Origin of the sequence: Chryseobacterium salviniae (assembly GCF_035819015.1) — a bacterium.
GTDB lineage: Bacteria > Bacteroidota > Bacteroidia > Flavobacteriales > Weeksellaceae > Chryseobacterium > Chryseobacterium salviniae.
In genome coordinates, this window is record NZ_JAYLAA010000001.1 from 179,388 (window position 1) to 193,896 (window position 14,509).

16 protein-coding genes are annotated in these 14,509 nt (G+C 36.5%); 9 read left to right on the forward strand and 7 right to left on the reverse strand.

The window, feature by feature from the left end; genetic code table 11:
* Nucleotides 1–4: 4 nt before the first annotated feature.
* The gene (locus SOP96_RS00825; protein WP_002662059.1) at nt 5–226 is read right to left on the reverse strand and encodes a DUF2795 domain-containing protein; all 222 of its coding nucleotides are present in this window, start codon (nt 224–226) and stop codon (nt 5–7) included.
* Between the two features lie 125 nt (nt 227–351).
* Nucleotides 352–1,389: a GDP-mannose 4,6-dehydratase gene (locus SOP96_RS00830; RefSeq protein WP_326319348.1), complete on the reverse strand. Its 1,038-nt coding sequence runs from the start codon at nt 1,387–1,389 to the stop codon at nt 352–354.
* Between the two features lie 87 nt (nt 1,390–1,476).
* Here SOP96_RS00830 and SOP96_RS00835 point away from each other — a divergent pair, with 87 nt between their 5' ends.
* Both SOP96_RS00835 and SOP96_RS00840 read left to right on the forward strand, forming a co-directional pair.
* A complete protein-coding gene (locus SOP96_RS00835) occupies nt 1,477–2,274 on the forward strand; it encodes a DUF2797 domain-containing protein (RefSeq protein WP_326319349.1) in 798 nt (265 codons plus the stop codon).
* A gap of 29 nt (nt 2,275–2,303) precedes the next feature.
* Nucleotides 2,304–4,985 carry a hypothetical protein gene (locus tag SOP96_RS00840; protein ID WP_326319350.1) on the forward strand — a complete coding sequence of 894 codons (2,682 nt, stop codon included), beginning with the start codon at nt 2,304–2,306 and terminating at the stop codon, nt 4,983–4,985.
* Nucleotides 4,986–5,002: 17 nt separating this feature from the next.
* Here the strand turns inward: SOP96_RS00840 and SOP96_RS00845 are convergent, their stop codons facing one another.
* The gene (locus SOP96_RS00845; RefSeq protein ID WP_326319351.1) at nt 5,003–5,353 is read right to left on the reverse strand and encodes a hypothetical protein; all 351 of its coding nucleotides are present in this window, start codon (nt 5,351–5,353) and stop codon (nt 5,003–5,005) included.
* Between the two features lie 152 nt (nt 5,354–5,505).
* Between SOP96_RS00845 and SOP96_RS00850 the strand changes: the two genes are divergently transcribed.
* Both SOP96_RS00850 and SOP96_RS00855 read left to right on the forward strand, forming a co-directional pair.
* Nucleotides 5,506–5,700 (forward strand): hypothetical protein, encoded by a 195-nt coding sequence (locus SOP96_RS00850; RefSeq protein WP_326319352.1) that lies wholly within the window; start codon nt 5,506–5,508, stop codon nt 5,698–5,700.
* Between the two features lie 120 nt (nt 5,701–5,820).
* Nucleotides 5,821–6,867, forward strand: a complete 1,047-nt coding sequence (locus SOP96_RS00855) for a PA0069 family radical SAM protein (RefSeq protein ID WP_326319353.1) — start codon at nt 5,821–5,823, stop codon at nt 6,865–6,867.
* Between the two features lie 56 nt (nt 6,868–6,923).
* Here SOP96_RS00855 and SOP96_RS00860 read toward each other — a convergent pair whose 3' ends face one another.
* Together SOP96_RS00860 and SOP96_RS00865 are read right to left on the reverse strand one after the other, a co-directional pair.
* Nucleotides 6,924–7,085: a bacteriocin-like protein gene (locus SOP96_RS00860; RefSeq protein ID WP_326319354.1), complete on the reverse strand. Its 162-nt coding sequence runs from the start codon at nt 7,083–7,085 to the stop codon at nt 6,924–6,926.
* A gap of 150 nt (nt 7,086–7,235) precedes the next feature.
* Complete coding sequence (locus SOP96_RS00865) at nt 7,236–8,186, reverse strand: isopenicillin N synthase family dioxygenase (protein ID WP_326319355.1); 951 nt, start codon at nt 8,184–8,186, stop codon at nt 7,236–7,238.
* An 85-nt stretch (nt 8,187–8,271) separates the two neighbouring features.
* On the opposite strand from SOP96_RS00865, the gene menD reads away from it, so the two are divergent.
* Complete coding sequence (gene menD, locus SOP96_RS00870; protein ID WP_326319356.1) at nt 8,272–9,948, forward strand: 2-succinyl-5-enolpyruvyl-6-hydroxy-3-cyclohexene-1-carboxylic-acid synthase; 1,677 nt, start codon at nt 8,272–8,274, stop codon at nt 9,946–9,948.
* Here the strand turns inward: menD and SOP96_RS00875 are convergent.
* Complete coding sequence (locus SOP96_RS00875) at nt 9,945–10,571, reverse strand: aminotransferase class IV (protein ID WP_326319357.1); 627 nt, start codon at nt 10,569–10,571, stop codon at nt 9,945–9,947. The genes menD and SOP96_RS00875 overlap by 4 nt on opposite strands.
* Complete coding sequence (locus SOP96_RS00880) at nt 10,555–11,532, reverse strand: aminodeoxychorismate synthase component I (RefSeq protein ID WP_326319358.1); 978 nt, start codon at nt 11,530–11,532, stop codon at nt 10,555–10,557. The genes SOP96_RS00875 and SOP96_RS00880 overlap by 17 nt, the downstream gene beginning before the upstream one ends.
* Nucleotides 11,533–11,579: 47 nt before the next feature.
* Between SOP96_RS00880 and SOP96_RS00885 the strand changes: the two genes are divergently transcribed.
* From SOP96_RS00885 to SOP96_RS00900, 4 genes are all read left to right on the forward strand, one after another.
* Entirely contained in the window at nt 11,580–12,299 is a 720-nt protein-coding gene (locus SOP96_RS00885) for a hypothetical protein (RefSeq protein WP_326319359.1), read from the forward strand.
* Between the two features lie 74 nt (nt 12,300–12,373).
* The gene (locus SOP96_RS00890) at nt 12,374–13,123 is read left to right on the forward strand and encodes a beta-carotene 15,15'-monooxygenase (protein ID WP_326319360.1); all 750 of its coding nucleotides are present in this window, start codon (nt 12,374–12,376) and stop codon (nt 13,121–13,123) included.
* Nucleotides 13,123–14,208 (forward strand): AI-2E family transporter, encoded by a 1,086-nt coding sequence (locus SOP96_RS00895; protein ID WP_326319361.1) that lies wholly within the window; start codon nt 13,123–13,125, stop codon nt 14,206–14,208. Before SOP96_RS00890 ends, SOP96_RS00895 begins: the two co-directional genes overlap by 1 nt.
* A gap of 13 nt (nt 14,209–14,221) precedes the next feature.
* Nucleotides 14,222–14,446, forward strand: a complete 225-nt coding sequence (locus SOP96_RS00900) for a DUF3820 family protein (protein ID WP_326319363.1) — start codon at nt 14,222–14,224, stop codon at nt 14,444–14,446.
* Nucleotides 14,447–14,509: the final 63 nt, after the last annotated feature.

Sequence of the window (14,509 nt, forward strand, 5' to 3'; positions counted from 1 at the left end):
TAATTTAATATTCGTCTTCGTTCCAAAGGAAGTCTTCATCGGTAGGATAGTCACTCCAAACTTCTTCAATAGATTCGTAAATCTCTCCTTCATCTTCAATTGCCTGAAGGTTTTCTACTACTTCCATAGGTGCACCAGTTCTGATTGCATAATCAATAAGCTCTGCTTTTGTCATTGGCCAAGGTGCGTCACTTAAATATGAAGCTAATTCTAATGTCCAGTACATAATTTTCTAATTTTTTGCAAAAGTATAAAAATAGCTTATATTATATGCTTTTTTACACCTGATTTTCAATTCTTTTTATTAATTTTTGTTCATTCTGAATCACAAACCTTTGTTCAGGCGTGATGTCAGCCTGTTTGCTGTGATTTTCTCAAAAACCATTCCATAAAAATTTTTATGCCATTTTGGAAGTTTGTGTCAGGTTTATAACCGATTAATGTCATAGCTTTTGTAATATCAGCATTGGTTTTGACAACATCTCCGGGCTGCATTGGCAGATTTTTCCGGATGGCAGATTTTCCTAACGTTTGTTCTATAGTTGACAGCATTTCATTAAGCGTTATCACTTCACTTTCTCCAAGATTAATAATCTCGTAGACTCCGGAATGAGTTTCCAAATATTGAACTGATTTTAGTACTCCGTCAATAATATCATCAATGAAAGTATAATCTCTTGCTGTTGTACCGTCACCATAGAAAGGGATTTCCTGGTCTTCTGAAATTAATTTTGTGAATTTATGAATGGCAAGATCCGGTCTTTGTCTTGGTCCGTAAACCGTAAAAAACCGCAGCTGGATCATATCGATTTTATATAAATCATGGTAAACATGACCTAAAATTTCACCACATTTTTTGGTGGCTGCATAGGGAGAAATAGGTTGATCAACATTATCTGTTTCGGAGAAAGGGATTTTTTCATTGTTTCCGTAAACGCTTGATGAGGAGGCGGCAATAACTTTAGTAATATTAAATTCTTTACACAGTTCCCAAAGGTTCATGGTTCCGCGGATATTCACCTCTTCGTATTCCAAAGGTCTTTCAATGGAGGGACGAACTCCAGCCAGAGCTGCAAGATGAATTACCATGTCGATAGAGTGTTCCCGGAAGATCTTTTCAAGTCCGTCTTTATCACGAATATCCTGGTAATGTAAAGTATAGCGATCTGAATTTGTCATGGAAACCAGTTTGGTAATATCCTCCTGTTTTTCCACAAAATCAAAATCCGAAAAATTCTGTATTGAGTCTAAAGTATTTTTAATTTTTATCTGATAATTGTAGAAATCATCAAAATTGTCAATATTTATGACAGAATGTCCCTTTTTTAATAATTGTTCTACCAGATGAGAACCAATGAATCCGCTTCCGCCCGTTACGAGATAGACCATTTGTGACTTTTTATTCCAGCAAAAATATAAATTTATTTTTTGAAAATATAATCATTACTTTTACTTTATCAAGTTATATACATAAATATGCAGTTTCAGGGACAAATTTTAAAAATGACGAGCTTCAACGATGAACCTATTCAATATTACCTAAATCTTTCCGGGGATCTTATCCATATGAATGAACTTTTCGGGAAAGAAATAACGATAAAACATACGGGTTTTCAGTGTGTGAATTGCCAGGAAAATAAACCGATCTACAGAATGGGGTTCTGCAAAAACTGTTTTTTTGAAAGTCCTTATGCCAGTGATACCATCATTCGTCCCGAACTTTCTACCGCTCATCTTGGAATTGCGGAACGGGATTTGGAGATAGAAAAAGGAATTCAGCTTCAGCCTCATACAGTGTATCTGGCTTACACGGGAGAAGTAAAAGTGGGAGTTACAAGAAATACACAGATTCCTACGAGATGGATCGATCAGGGCGCGACTTTTGCACTGCCTATTGCGAGAACCGAAAACCGGTATGAAGCTGGGATGATTGAAGTTGCTCTTAAACAGCACGTTCCTGATAAAACCAGCTGGAAGAAAATGCTCCAGGACGATCTGGAAGATGATGTTGACCTGGCGGATTTCCAGCAGAAAATAAAAGAATATTTTCCTGATGATTTCCAGAAATTTTACAGTGAAGGCGAAACGCTCTGGAGATTTGATTATCCTTTCGAAAAGCCTGAAAAAGTAACATCTTTTACCCTTGATAAAAGACCGGAGTTTACCGGAAAGCTTACAGGCATCAAAGGACAGTATCTGGGCTTCGACGGAGGAGAGTTTATTAATGTCAGGGGGCATGAAGGATATTTTATTGAGCTTCATGTCAGGAACTGATCTTTACACGAAATAAGCAAAATTGCAATATGAAAAAGTGGGTAAAAAAGCTACTGGTTGGTCTGGGAGTTTTGTTGGTGATTGTTTTATTGGCGAACTTCGGGATTAACATCTGGCTTAAGACCCAGCTTCCCGATTATATTAAGAATAATACCGATTACAACGTTTCCTACAAAAGCCTGGAAGTAGATCTGCTTTCGGGGAATATTCTTGCGGCAGAAATATCCGTTAATAACAAAAATCCTAAAAACATCAATGTTATCGGGCTTCAGGGTACAATCGACACCCTGAAAATAAGCCGTTTCGGGATTTATGATGCGCTTTTCAATAAACAAATCAGCTCATCGGATCTTTTACTTTCAAAACCAAATCTGAATGTGATCCTCGCCAAGCCGGTTGATGATAAAACCGGGAAAAAAAGGAATCCCGTAAAGTTTGAAAATATCAGGATTAATGATGGAAATATCAGTATTTTTAAACATACTAAACAAAAATTTCTTTCGGTTCAGGATCTTGATCTGTATGTTGAAAATCTCCAGCTTACGGAAGAATCGGTGGAAAACAGGCTTCCGGTTGTTTTTGATACGTATGATATTAAAGGAAAGAATTTCTTCGTTCGCCCCGATGATGTATATGCCCTTAAGATAGATGCTATAAACACAGCTAACGGACAAATGACGGTTAATAACTTTCAGCTGGTTCCTGTTTTGGATTTTGAACAGTTCAAAAAATATTATCCTAAAAAAAATAAGCTTTTTCAGTTTGCTATTAAAAAAATGGAATTTAAAGATCTTATTCTGAAAAAGGATAAGCTGTCTCTTGCTAATGCAAGTTTCTACGAGCCTAATCTTTTGATGTATACCACAGATGTTATTCCTGTTAAGGCTAAAAAACCTTCCGATTTCGAACTAAGCCTGGAAAATATAAAAATGAGCAATGCTACTGTGCAGGTCATGAAACCCAACGGGAATAAGCTTTTATATGCTAAAAACCTTAATATTGATGTCAATCAGCTGAGATTTGATAAAGAAACGAGAGAAGAGCTAATTCCTGTTGGTTATAAGAATTTTCAGGTTTCCGGGAAAGATGTTTTGTTTTCCAATCATCAGGATTTTACATTCGGCAGTGTAGTTCTGAATCCAAAAAAAGGAGAAATAAAAAATATTTCTATTTTGCCTAATGGAATAGCTTCGGGAAAAGCTTCAATGAATTTAACGACAGACTACATCCGCTTTACAATTAATAAATGGGATTTTACGGATAAAAAAATGAATCTTGATATCAATGAAATTCTTTTGAACCGTGTTAAAGGAAAAATCATTGCCGGAACAAATAAACCTGTGAGTCGAAAAAAACCGGATTTCAGCAGAATTCAGTTTCCGATCATCATCAGAAAAGTTGCTTTACAGAATTCTGATATCACTTATTCTAAAAATAATCAGCCATTGAGTTTTCAGGATCTGAATGCTACAGTAAATGATATTCGGTTGGTTACAAAAAAAGATAACTCCGGAATTGAAGCAAAAATAAATAAATACGCAATTTCAACTAAAAATTTCGGATATAAAACAAAGTTCTATACCATGACCGCCGGAACTTTAAAGCTTGACCAGAATACGATAAATGTAAGCTCATTCGCAATGAAACCTCTGGTTTCAAGAGCGCAGTTTATCAAAATGATTCCGGTGGAAAGCGATCTGTATGATATCACGGCCAGCCAGATTACGGCCAACGGAACCTGGGATTTGTTTTCTGATCAGAAATTAATACGTGCTTCCAATGTTACAATCCGTAATGCAGATGCTGTTATTTTCAGGAGTAAAATTCCGGAAGATGATCCAAAGGAGAAACCTCTGTACTCAAGAATGTTGAGATCTATCAAAATCCCGATGGTTGTTAACGCTCTGAACCTTAAAGATTCAAAACTGGTTTACGAGGAAGATACGCCGGAAAGTGCAGGCCCCGGAAAACTAATCTTCAGTAATTTTAACATGAACGTTAAAAACTTAAATTCTGGCAAAATAAAAGGAAATCCAACAAGAGTTGATATCAAGATTAATTGCTCTTTCATGAATCTCGCTCCGCTTTCGGTAAACTGGAATTTTGATGTTGCAGACCAGGGAGATCGTTTTGCGATTTCAGGAAGGACAACCAATCTTCCGGCGACGGGAATTAATCCGTTTATACGGCCTTACCTTCATGTAACGGCTACCGGAACCATTCAGGAAATGCTTTTTAATTTCAGGGGAAATCCCAAAGGACTGAATGGGAAATTTAACCTTAAACATAAAGATCTCAAAGTAGCCATCCTGGATAAAGACAATCGGGAAAAAAAGGGTTTTCTTACGGCGGTTGCCAATCTTCTGGTTAAAACCGATTCCGGGAAGCTTCCTGAAGATGTGGTTGTGGAAGATGTAGAAAGAGATCCTACCAAATCGTTTTTCAACCTCTTCTGGAAGGGGATTGAACAGGGATTGAAGAAAACATTAATAGGAATCAATATTGATAAAGCCAAGAAAACTGCTGATAAAGCAGCTTCAACGGTGAAAGCAGTAAAGCAGGACGTAAAAGAGATAAAAACATCAGCAAGACAAATTGGTCAGGCCACGAAGAAGAAGCCCGATGCTGAAAAACCAAAGGAAGAAGATTCTGAAAAGAAAGGGTTCTTAAAAGGAGTATTTAAGAAAAAAGAAAAATCCGAAACTGAATAGTTCCGGACTTTTTTATATTAATCAAAATCAAACTCGTCGCTTTCAAGGATCGGTACTTCGCGGAGAAAATCGTCAAACTCTTTCGGGTAATTGCTTCCAGCGCCGTAAGAATCTATCATCATCCCCAAATTTCCGTCTAAGTCTTTCACAACATATAAAACAGCATTGTCATCTGGGCTGCTGGGACCTTCGAAACGGTAGGTTTTTATAATGGTAAGTTCATTGGGCTGATATGTTTTCTCAGAATTTTCCAGTTTCATTTCACGGGCTTCATTCATCCTGAATTCTCTGTGAATACCTCTTTGGGTAAGTCTTGTCATAACCTGACTCAGTGTGGTCATTTTGTCAATATTTCCTGTGCCTTCCATAATATTATTTTTCTTTTAAGATGCAATAATTAAACCAATCAATGCCTTGTGGTATTTAATAAAAACATATATCTTATTAACAAAAATTTATATTTCTTGTTTTATATTGGGTATGCTTTTTGCAATAGTCACTTTAATAAATCAAGCGAAATATGAAAAAGGAAGTTGGCGTTTTACTGGCAGGAGGAGTTGGTCTTCTGGCAGTATTAAGTATCATCGGAATTAAAAAAATATTACACAGAAAAGATAAAAGGTACAGCGATTCTTATTCGGATTACCACAGGCATTTTGATAAGAGGAATGTGGAAGAAGATTATCACGGTATCGAATTTTATGCATTAAAATAATAAAACACGATATATCCAATTTTTGTGATCCGGCACCAACAGGCTGCCGGATTTTTTGTGGAAAACTTTCATGTTAAAATTGATTATTTTCCAAAATTTCCAGTCTAACTTTACAAGGTCATGCAGAATGAAAATATCAAAAAAGGACAGGGAGCCCAGCGAAATGTAACCAATCGTTTCGACCGGTATACGTATGAGCCGGAGGATGAAGATTATGAAACCGTAAAAACATCTTTTACTGAAGTTTTTCCGAAAACCATTGTAAATCAGGTTAAAAGTGAAGATCTTCCCATGGAATATTCCATGAATCCGTATCAGGGCTGCGAGCACGGCTGTTCATACTGTTTTGCAAGACCTACGCATGAATATTGGGGATACAGTGCCGGAATCGATTTCGAGAGAAAAATTATGGTGAAGAAAAATGCCCCGGAATTGTTGGAAAAATTTTTTCAGAAAAGAGGATATCAACCTGAACCGATTCTGCTTTCCGGAAACACCGACTGCTATCAGCCGGCAGAGCGGCAATTCGAGATTACAAGGAAGTTGCTGCAGGTTTGCCTTGATTACAGGCATCCGGTGAATATTCTTACGAAAAATGCTTTGGTTCTTCGGGATCTTGATCTATTAAAGCCGATGGCTGAACAGAATATTGTTTCCGTTTCTTTGAGCATTCCTACCATCAATGAAGAGTTGCGAAGAAAAATGGAACCGCGCACAAGTTCTGCAAAAAATAAATTAAAAGCGATAGAAATTCTTTCGGAAAATAATATTCCGGTTAATGTAATGGTGGCTCCCATTATTCCGGGGCTGAATAGTGATGAGCCTTTAGCTATTTTAAAAGCTATTTCGGATGCAGGAGCTCAAAGCTTTGGCTACACTTTGGTAAGGCTGAACGATACGGTAGAACCCGTTTTCGTAAACTGGATTGAAAATGCTTTCCCCGACCGGGCACAGAAAGTATTAAATTTGATCCGTTCCATGCGCGGAGGTAAGCTTGGTGAAAAAAAGTTTTTTGACCGCCAGAAAGGAGAAGGAAATATTGCCGAAATGATTCACAATACTTTTAAAATCGGAAGAAAAAAATTTTTTTATGGAAAAGAATTTCCTAAGCTTACCACCAAAAACTTTACCGGCTCCAAAGATCAGCAGCTAAGGCTGTTTGATTAATGAAAAACCGTCCCCAAAGGAACGGCTTTCTTTTATGAAAAAATATTTCTGAATTATTACATGGTATCGTCTACCGGACATTTGAAATCTTTACTGCACGTTGCACAGATCACTACATTTCCGCAAACGTACATACAAAATTCAGGTTCAGGAAGAATAATTCCAGCTCCTGAAATACTTTTTAATTGGCCCTTGCTTAGTTTTTTTAAATTTTTCATATTGTTTTAGTTAAAAATTTGATACTTCTGTAAAGATAGATAAAAAATAAATAAGTCAAACAATTGTGGTATATTATTTTTATGTGAAGGAATTTTTTTTTTATTTTAGAATTAGTGAATAAAAAACCGGACAAATTGCCCGGTTGTTAATTATTTTTTGATAAGTCCTAATTCTATCAGTCGTTCATGGAGAAATTCTCCTGCGGTAGTATCATCGTACAATTTCGGATGATCTTCATCAATACAGTTTTCTAGTGCATTTAATGACATCGAACTTACAGGATGCATAAAGAATGGAATGGAATACCTTGAAGTTCCCCACAACTCTCTCGGTGGATTTACTACCCTGTGAATGGTTGATTTCAGCTTGTTATTGGTATGTCTGGACAACATATCTCCTACGTTAATCATCAGTTCGTCCGGCTCTGCAATAGCATCGATCCATTCTCCTTTATGGTTCTGAACCTGAAGTCCTTTTCCCTGAGATCCCATTAACAGAGTGATAAGGTTAATATCTCCGTGAGCAGCCGCTCTTACCGCGTCGTCCGGCTCCTGCGTAATCGGGGGATAATGGATCGGTCTTAAAATAGAATTTCCTTCTGCAATTTTATCATCAAAATAAAACTCATCAAGATTAAGATACAAAGCTAAGGCTCTCAGAACATACTGTCCTGTCTTTTCCAGCATCTGGTAAGCTTCTTTGCCTACTTCGTTGAATTTTGGAAGTTCTTCAACCATTACATTATCAGGATACTCGTCTTTGTATCGGGAATCTTCAGACACATACTGCCCGAAATGCCAAAACTCTTTCAGGTCTCCTTTTTTGAATCCTTTTGCAGTCTCTTTACCGAATCCTACATAACCTCTCTGTCCGCCAATTCCCGGAATCTCATACTTTTGTTTCGTTTCCGTGGGCAGGGCAAAAAAGTTTTTCACCTCCTCATACAATTCATCTACCAATTTGTCATCAAGAAAATGGCCTTTTAAGGCAACAAAACCAATTTCTTCATAAGCTTTTCCGATTTCATTTACAAATTTCTGTTTGCGTTCCGGGTCACCCGAAAGGAAATCACGCAGGTCTACACTAGGTATTTTATCCATTTTTAGAAATTTAACGAATGGCTAAATTACAGATTTAAAATGAAAATCTTTTTACAGTTAATTATTTATCAATTAAATTTGTGCTATGAAAAAATATTCTTCCAAAAGAAGTATTCAGATATTGGCACATCTTCTTCAGCAGTACGGAATTTCAGATATTATCATTTCCCCGGGATCCAGAAACGCCCCTTTGGCAATCCATTTTTCCGAAACAGACAGCTTCAACTGTTACAGTATCGTAGATGAAAGAAGTGCGGCTTTTGTAGGACTTGGAATGGCGATGAGTGAAAAAAAACCGGTAGCCGTTACCTGTACCAGCGGTTCTGCAGCAGCCAATTATTATCCTGCCGTTACAGAAGCATTTTATTCCAATATTCCGCTTTTAGTATTAACAGCCGACAGGCCAATGGATTATGTGGATATTTTTGACGGACAAACAATCAGGCAGAATAACCTTTTTCATCAGCATTCTTACGGAGATTTCCAATTGCTGGAAGACAGTAAAGAAAATGCGGAAGACCTCAATTTTGACACCATAAAAAAAGCCATAGAACTCTGTATTGAAAAACAGGGTCCCGTTCATATCAATATTCCTCTGGAAGAACCTCTCTATGAACTGGTTTCGGAATTGCCGACCTTTCCTACGGTAGAAAAAACAATCAGGCAGAAAGAATATGAAATACCGTCTACTTTAGTTGCGGAATGGAATACTTCCCAGAGAATCATGATTCTGGTCGGAACAAGAGATTACAGTCCGGAGCTTGAGAATCAGCTTACCCAGTTGGTTAAAAACCATTCTGTTGTGGTACTCAGCGAAGCGAATTCAAATTTACATCATGAAAAATTTTTCAGACATATTGATCGCTATGTTTTTAATTTTACGGAAGAAGATTTTAAAACCTATGCCCCTGATTTACTGATTACGGTAGGACAGAACGTTGTTTCAAAAAAAGTAAAGCAGTTCTTAAGAAAAGCGCACCCAAAACAGCACTGGCATCTTGATGAAGTGTGGCAGCCGGATACGTATTTTGCTTTGACGGAAAAGGTGGAAGTAAAACCCGAAGTTTTTTTCTCCAAACTGCTGAAATTTATCAATCTGGAGCCAAGTCCGTATTTTAATCTCTGGGATGTCCTGCGGGATAAAAAGGATGCAAAGCATGAAAAGTTTCTGAATACGGTAGATTTTTCCGATTTTTATTTTTTCCATAAAACTTCGCAAATGATTCCTGAAAATTATAACGTGCACTTCAGCAACAGCTCGGCGATACGCTATGCACAGCTTTTTGATTATGGGAAAAGGAAAATTTACTGCAACAGAGGCACAAGCGGAATCGACGGATCAACATCTACAGCAATGGGATTTGCCATAAAAAATGCAAACCCTACTTTGTTAATTACGGGTGATCTCAGTTTCTTTTATGATATCAACGGACTATGGAACCAATACATTCCACCGTTTGTAAGAATTATGATTTTTAATAACGGGGAAGGAAATATTTTCAAAATCATTCCAGGTCCGGGAAATGCCAATCCGAATACGCTGGATGAGTTTATTGCCACCAAACACCATAAAAACGCAGAATTTTTAGCGAAGCATTTCGGATTCTCTTATACAAAAGTGGATGATGATGTTACTTTAGACCGGGTTCTTGAAAACTTCTTTAAACCGGATAGTCAGCCTAAAATATTGGAAGTCAATACCCACGGCAAAAATAATGCAGATATACAGAAAGCGTATTTTAATTTTTTAAAAGAAAATTAAAGATCTTCATATTCTTCATTTCCAGGTAAATTGATGATCCTGTCGATGGGATAAATAAAATTTTCATCGAAATCGTTCAGGGCATTAATCATTTGGAAATGAGAGAATTCTTTGATATTCTGAAGGGTAATTTCTGTTTCTTTTATTTGTTTTTTTCTTAAAAGATGCTGTCTTTGTACTCCGTTTAGAAGACAGGAATTGGGTGTAAACCAATCTTTTCCCTTTAAAAAAAGGAGGTTTGCATAAGAGGCGTCTGTAATATGATTATTTTTAACAATGATGATTTCTTCAGCCTTCGCTTTCATTTTCATTTTTTCAAAATCCTTTCGGTCTTCAAACTTAAAAGAATAATCAAAGCTGTTGTTTTCCACCAGCTGAAAGCTTTCAATTTCCGGGATGGCGTATGGAATCATCTGGGTTCGTATTTTTTTATCCAGATCATACACAATTCTAAATTTAAAAAGGCCATCCTCATCATGTTCCAGATGTTTATAAATTTTAGCCAGATCAATTGTTCCTTCTTTCCCAAAATGGGCAAAAGTTGCATCTACACGTTTTTGGTGCAATTCCAGTAAGAAGATTTCCTGATCTTCAACCTTTATACTTTCAATGAATTGGTACATAAATTTTGTTTTTCATTTCTTCGTACTCGTCTTCGAGCTTACTCAAATGCGTAATTCCGCCGCCGCTCTTGAAATACAACTGGCCGCCTTCTTTTTCAATAAAGCGGATCATCACGCAGCTATCAAGATTATTACCGTCGAACCAGCCGCAGACTCCGGTGTAATATCCTCTGTTGTATCCTTCCGCATCCAGAATGATTTCTAAAGTTTTAGGCTTAGGAGCTCCTAAAATAGAACCTGCCGGAAGCAGTTTTTTCATAATGCTGCCAAGTTTTCCTTTAAATTCAGGCTTTATAATTCCTGATATTTCCGAGCTCATGGCATAGAGATCCTTCTGCTTTGTTTTAATGAAATCAATGTACTGGAATTTGTCCACCTTTACATTATCAGCAACCATACTGAGATCATTCCGCAGAAGATCCACGACCGTATAGTGTTCCGCTTTTTCCTTAATGTCATTTCTTAAAACCTCCGCAGCATTTTCCACCGAAGCATCAATGGTGCCTTTCATAGGATAAGTGAAAATTTTTCCGTCAATAATCTTTATGAAAGTTTCAGGAGAAAAAAATACAAAAAAATCTTTATAAAAAACTTTGTATTTGGCAGAAGAATGATAAAAAATTTCTTCGAGGGTTAAATTGGTCTTAATTTTGGTTTTCCGGGTATAATTGACCAGGTAAGAATTTCCGAAGCGAATATTTTTCTGTACGTAATCAAAACCGGTTTTGAAACTTTCCAAGGTTTCGGGAAATGATTTCCATTCTATGTTTTTAGATAGGGCATGTTGCTTTTTTACGCTTGAAAAGTTTTGAAAACCAATTAATAAACCTGATTTTTTAATTTCATCTTCTTTAAATATTTCAACATTTTGTGCGAAGAAATCCACTATAAAAAAATAGGGAACTTTCCGGAGTGAAAGTTCGTCCATTTCCATAAATTTTTGATGATTCACTGAAAACATTCCGCAAAAGTAATTATTGATGTTTACTTTTGCACAAAATTTTTTACATGGAAAATAAATATCCTCAGAAGCCGGGACTTGATTTTATACTGAAGCAGGCATTTTTCTACTGGAATAAAACATTGGTCTTTCAGCTGATGTTTTCAATTATGTATTTTGGAATTCTGATGACGGTATTCTTTTTCTGCGATGCCAAGTATGATATTTTGAATGGTTATGTAGAAGTCGCAAAATATGCGAAAGATGGTGTTCAGGTGTACACGGAACAGCTGCGGAAGCTTTTATTAACGGAAAATTTCCAGAATTTTTCCTTGTGGATGACTGGGACGCATATATTTCTTTATCCTTTAAACCTAGGGTTTTACCAAATTTACAGAAAGATGGATCTTGGAGAACAGGTTGGAGTGGGCGATCTTTTTGTAGGATATAACGGATTTAATTTTTTTAAATATATCGGGTATTATATTTTCTGGTATTTTATTTTCGCATATAGTGCGCAGACCATTATCCTTGGGATAGTCTGGGTGGGTATTACGATGTTCGTTGCACCGATGATGTTTTTTATGAACAAATCTATTTTTCAATCTATTGCATTGCATTTTCAGGTTTTTAAAATATTTTTCGTTGAAATAATCGTATGTATGATTGTAGCAGTGCTCTTTAAATACATCGGGTTCATATTAATTATTGGAGGTTTGTTTACATTTCCTTTCTGGAATGCCATGATCTATTCGCTTTATAAAGTCATTTTTTCGGAGAAAAATTAATTTCCGTAGTTTTTAATGCATTTTCTGTCAAAAAAAATTAAATTTGGTAGAAACAACATTAAAACATAAACACCATGTCAGAATTTAATGAATTTGATCAGCAGGGCTCGGTTCCGGAAAGAAATACAGGCTCTATAATTTCTCATGCATTCGAAATGTATAAAGGAATTTTTCTTTATGCGATTGTAGTAATGATTATTTGTGTACTCGCAGATGTTATTGTACAGTCGGTTACAGGCTACAATTCGTGGGGAGGCTTCAGGGACTTCAGAAGCTTCGATGATTTTGAAGGCGGTGATTTTTATAATTATGAATACTGGAACGGGCCGGGAGCCTCTTTTTATTATTTACTGTCTTTTATTTTGAACGTTTTTTTGTCTCCGCTATATATAGGTCTCATTTATATAGCCAACAAATACAATACTAAAATAGCTATTGATTTTTCTGATCTTTTTATCGGATACAGACAGAATCTCAGCAATATTCTTATTTACAGTTTAATTGTCAATATTATTTTAGGGATTTCCATAGCGTTGTGTGGTCTTCCTTTTTTCTTTGTTTTTCCTCTTTTTTTATTGGGCTATCCTGTCCTTTTGTTTGAAAATGCAACAGCGATGGATGCGATTAACAAAACGTACAATATTGCTAAAGAAAATTATGGTACATTTTTAGGTACATCACTTTTGGGGCTTCTCATCAGTGCAGCGGGATTTGTGTTATGCTGTATTGGAATTATTGTTACGGCTCCGTTTATCCTTGCAGTAATGTATTCTGCATACTGTGCTTACTTTGGGAAACCAAGACAAATACTATTGAATAAATAATGAATAAACACGACCAAATAAGCAGTATAAAAATAAAACAGGTCGCACTGCTTGCCATCATTCTGGTTCTTACCGGGCTGATCTGTTTTAACCTCGCACTTTTTATTCCTTCTGTTTTAGGAGCCATTACGATTTATGTGGTGTGCCGAAAGTATAACTTTTATCTTCAGGAAGAGAAAAAATGGAAACCCTGGGCTTCTGCACTGGCTTTAATGTTTGCAAGCCTTGTCGTTCTTATTCTTCCGGTTTATTTTATTGCAGATCTTTTGATTGAAAAACTGGGAAATGCCCAGGCTTATATGGATAAGTTCAATGTGTTTCTTGAAAAAATTCATACCTATATTTATTCTAAAGTTGGGTTTGATATTTTAAGTAAAGAAAATATGGCTAAACTTCGAAATAGTGTCGGACAATTTTCTACTAAAGCATTGAGTGGTACGGTGAATACATTAACTGTGGTGATGTCTATGTATTTTATCCTTTATTTCATGCTGGAAAGGCCAAGGTTTTTTGAAAGAATTCTTTCATCTTCCGCACCGCTGAAAAGATCAAATGTATCTTTGATAGGCGAAAAAATGAGAAAGCTTATTATGGCGAATGCAATTGGTATTCCCGTAGTAGCTCTGGGGCAGGGAATTGTTGCTATGGTAGGTTATTTTATTTTTGGAGCACCAAGCCCTGTATTGTTATTTGCTTTAACGGCTGCCGCTTCTATGATTCCCGTTGTGGGAGCCGCCATTATCTATGTTCCCATTTGTATTTATATGATTGCAGAAGGAGATACCGGAGCCGGGCTTGGATTGGCGGCTTATTGTATGATTGTCGTTGGATTAACAGATAACGTTTTACGTTTCACATTATTAAAAAGACTGGAGGATATTCACCCGTTAAATACGGTTTTTGGCATTATTATGGGGATGAACCTCTTTGGTTTCATGGGATTGGTTTTCGGACCTATTCTGATATCTTTAACATTGCTGCTGATTCAGGTATACCGAAACGAATTTTCGGATGATGATACACCGGACCTGAAGCTTCCGGATAAAGATGATGAGCTGGAAGAAAAAATTAATTTAATTGTATAAAATGGAGTACGGAATAAACCCCGAAATAGTAAAAGAAATTTGTGAGGTAAAAATGCCGTTTGGTAAATACCAGGGAACCATATTGGCAGATTTGCCAATAAGCTATCTTGAATGGTTTCAGCGGCAAGGAATGCCGAAAGGGAAATTGGGAATGCAGCTTTCTACCATTTATGAAATAAAATTAAATGGGCTGACAGATTTATTAGCTCCGATTCGTGCCGGGCTTGTAGGGAAATAAAATCTTACAACCTAAATTTAATATACATATAAAGAATTTGGGGCGGGGGGGGGTTCGCTGCCG

Bases quoted from the DNA above. Each gene is read 5' to 3' on its own strand.
- SOP96_RS00835 (WP_326319349.1), top strand. From the start codon at position 1,477: ATGCAGTTTCAGGGACAAATTTTAAAAATGACGAGCTTCAACGATGAA.
- menD (WP_326319356.1), top strand. From the start codon at position 8,272: ATGAAAAAATATTCTTCCAAAAGAAGTATTCAGATATTGGCACATCTT.
- SOP96_RS00840 (WP_326319350.1), top strand. From the start codon at position 2,304: ATGAAAAAGTGGGTAAAAAAGCTACTGGTTGGTCTGGGAGTTTTGTTG.
- SOP96_RS00895 (WP_326319361.1), top strand. From the start codon at position 13,123: ATGAATAAACACGACCAAATAAGCAGTATAAAAATAAAACAGGTCGCA.
- SOP96_RS00865 (WP_326319355.1), bottom strand. From the start codon at position 8,186: ATGGATAAAATACCTAGTGTAGACCTGCGTGATTTCCTTTCGGGTGAC.
- SOP96_RS00845 (WP_326319351.1), bottom strand. From the start codon at position 5,353: ATGGAAGGCACAGGAAATATTGACAAAATGACCACACTGAGTCAGGTT.
- SOP96_RS00880 (WP_326319358.1), bottom strand. From the start codon at position 11,532: ATGTTTTCAGTGAATCATCAAAAATTTATGGAAATGGACGAACTTTCA.
- SOP96_RS00875 (WP_326319357.1), bottom strand. From the start codon at position 10,571: ATGTACCAATTCATTGAAAGTATAAAGGTTGAAGATCAGGAAATCTTC.
- SOP96_RS00890 (WP_326319360.1), top strand. From the start codon at position 12,374: ATGTCAGAATTTAATGAATTTGATCAGCAGGGCTCGGTTCCGGAAAGA.
- SOP96_RS00830 (WP_326319348.1), bottom strand. From the start codon at position 1,389: ATGGTCTATCTCGTAACGGGCGGAAGCGGATTCATTGGTTCTCATCTG.
- SOP96_RS00855 (WP_326319353.1), top strand. From the start codon at position 5,821: ATGCAGAATGAAAATATCAAAAAAGGACAGGGAGCCCAGCGAAATGTA.
- SOP96_RS00850 (WP_326319352.1), top strand. From the start codon at position 5,506: ATGAAAAAGGAAGTTGGCGTTTTACTGGCAGGAGGAGTTGGTCTTCTG.
- SOP96_RS00825 (WP_002662059.1), bottom strand. From the start codon at position 226: ATGTACTGGACATTAGAATTAGCTTCATATTTAAGTGACGCACCTTGG.
- SOP96_RS00860 (WP_326319354.1), bottom strand. From the start codon at position 7,085: ATGAAAAATTTAAAAAAACTAAGCAAGGGCCAATTAAAAAGTATTTCA.
- SOP96_RS00885 (WP_326319359.1), top strand. From the start codon at position 11,580: ATGGAAAATAAATATCCTCAGAAGCCGGGACTTGATTTTATACTGAAG.